We start from the raw sequence: 1,744 nt of genomic DNA on the forward strand, positions 1-1,744 counted from the left end.
TTATAGCGCAAGATACGACCAAAACCTACTGGAAAAACGGCAAGCTGATGTCCATCGGCGTGCAGAAGAAAGGCATTGAGCAGGGACACTGGGTCTATTACCACAACAACGGGATAAAATGGACCGAGGGCGACTACCGCGACGGCCTCAAGGTGGGCGTTTGGAAAGTTTGGTACGACGACGGCAAAATCGGTCAGGAATACCACGCCAACAACGGCCCGTTCAAAAGCTGGTTCCAGTCGGGCAGAACAGAATCGGAAGGACAATTCAAGGACGGTCAGCGCGACGGCGAATGGACTTTCTACCATCCTAACGGTCAGCTATACAAGAAAGTAATGTACATCGCGGACAGCGTTCACGGCCACGTCGTTGAGTATTTCGACAACGGGGAGAAGTACTTCGAAGGCACCTACGATATGGGGCTGCTCGAAGGCGACGCTTGCTGGTGGCAACGCGGCGGCAAGAAGGAGATGGAAGGCAAGCTGGTGCACGGACTCCAACAAGGACTATGGAAATTCTACGATTCCGAAGGCCGATTGGGCAGCGAAGGCAACTTTGACAACGGACTGCAGAACGGCGTGTGGACCTACTTCTATGAAAACGGAAGCGTATGGCGCAAAGGCAATTACGTGAACGGAAAACGCGAAGGCCTATGGAAAGCATGGTTCGAAGACGGCAAACTGCAACGCGAGGGCACGTTCGTGAACGACAAGGAAAACGGACTGTGGACCGCCTACTTCCCGAACGGCAAGGTTAAAGACCGCGGCACGTTCAAAGATGCTGTGATGGACGGCTATTGGGAAGGCTGGTTCGAGAACGGCTACAAAAAGTACGAGAACAACTACAAAGACGGCGAATTGCACGGGCTCTCCACGATTTACTGGGAAGAGTCGGGCAAGATGCACCGTCAGGGGAAATATGTCAACAACGTGAAAAACGGTGTCTGGAACGAATACGCCCAAAACGGGCACATCCTGTCCAAGGGCAAATACACCAACGACATGAAGGAGGGCAAATGGGTGTTCTTCAACATGCATGAAAAGATGGTCCGGCAACAGAATTTCGTTCACAACGTGCCGGAAGGCCCCTTCACCGAATACTACGACAACGGCGTGAAGCACACGCAGGGAGCATTCAAAAACCGTGTGAAACACGGCAAATGGTCGAGCTGGACACCGCAAGGGAAATTGTATTACAGCGCCATCTTCGAGAATGGCCACAAAGTGAAAGAAGTATATGCCGCAGATCCGAACAGACCTGCCTTTTAACCTGTTAAAAAAGCATAAAGCGTTACGAGAGGCAGTAACTAGTTCCAAGTTAAAATTTGTGAATATGGAAATCAAGACGTTTCACTTCAACCCGTTGATGGTGAACACTTATATCTTGTCGGACGAGACAAGAGAGGCGGTGATTGTCGATCCTGGCAACTGCCGGTTTTACGAAGACGGACAAATCCGTGAATATGTGGCCGACAACCATCTGGATATCAAGTATATCATCAATACACATCCGCATCTCGACCACATAGCGGGAAATCCGTGGTGCAAGAAAGAATACGGTGTTGACATCTTGCTGCACGAGGCGGGAATGAAGGAATACAACCGCGCATACGCCTACGCGACGGTCTTCGGCTTCGAATTGGAGGATATGCCCGACCCCGACCGCTACATCCAGGAAGGCGAAACCCTGACATTCGGCAACCAGCATCTGGACGTGTTGTACACGCCCGGCCACTGCGAAGGCA

At 51.5% G+C, this 1,744-nt stretch carries 2 protein-coding genes; both read left to right on the forward strand.

Annotated elements, in window-relative coordinates:
• On the forward strand, positions 1-1,268 hold a 1,268-nt coding region (locus ACJMM9_RS15985), incomplete at its 5' end, for a toxin-antitoxin system YwqK family antitoxin (protein ID WP_405329186.1).
• A gap of 64 nt (positions 1,269-1,332) precedes the next feature.
• Positions 1,333-1,744, forward strand: a 412-nt coding sequence (locus ACJMM9_RS15990) for an MBL fold metallo-hydrolase (protein WP_405329189.1), incomplete at its 3' end; no start/stop codon positions are given.

This window comes from Fibrobacter sp. (assembly GCF_045112255.1).
Classification (GTDB): Bacteria; Fibrobacterota; Fibrobacteria; order Fibrobacterales; family Fibrobacteraceae; genus Fibrobacter.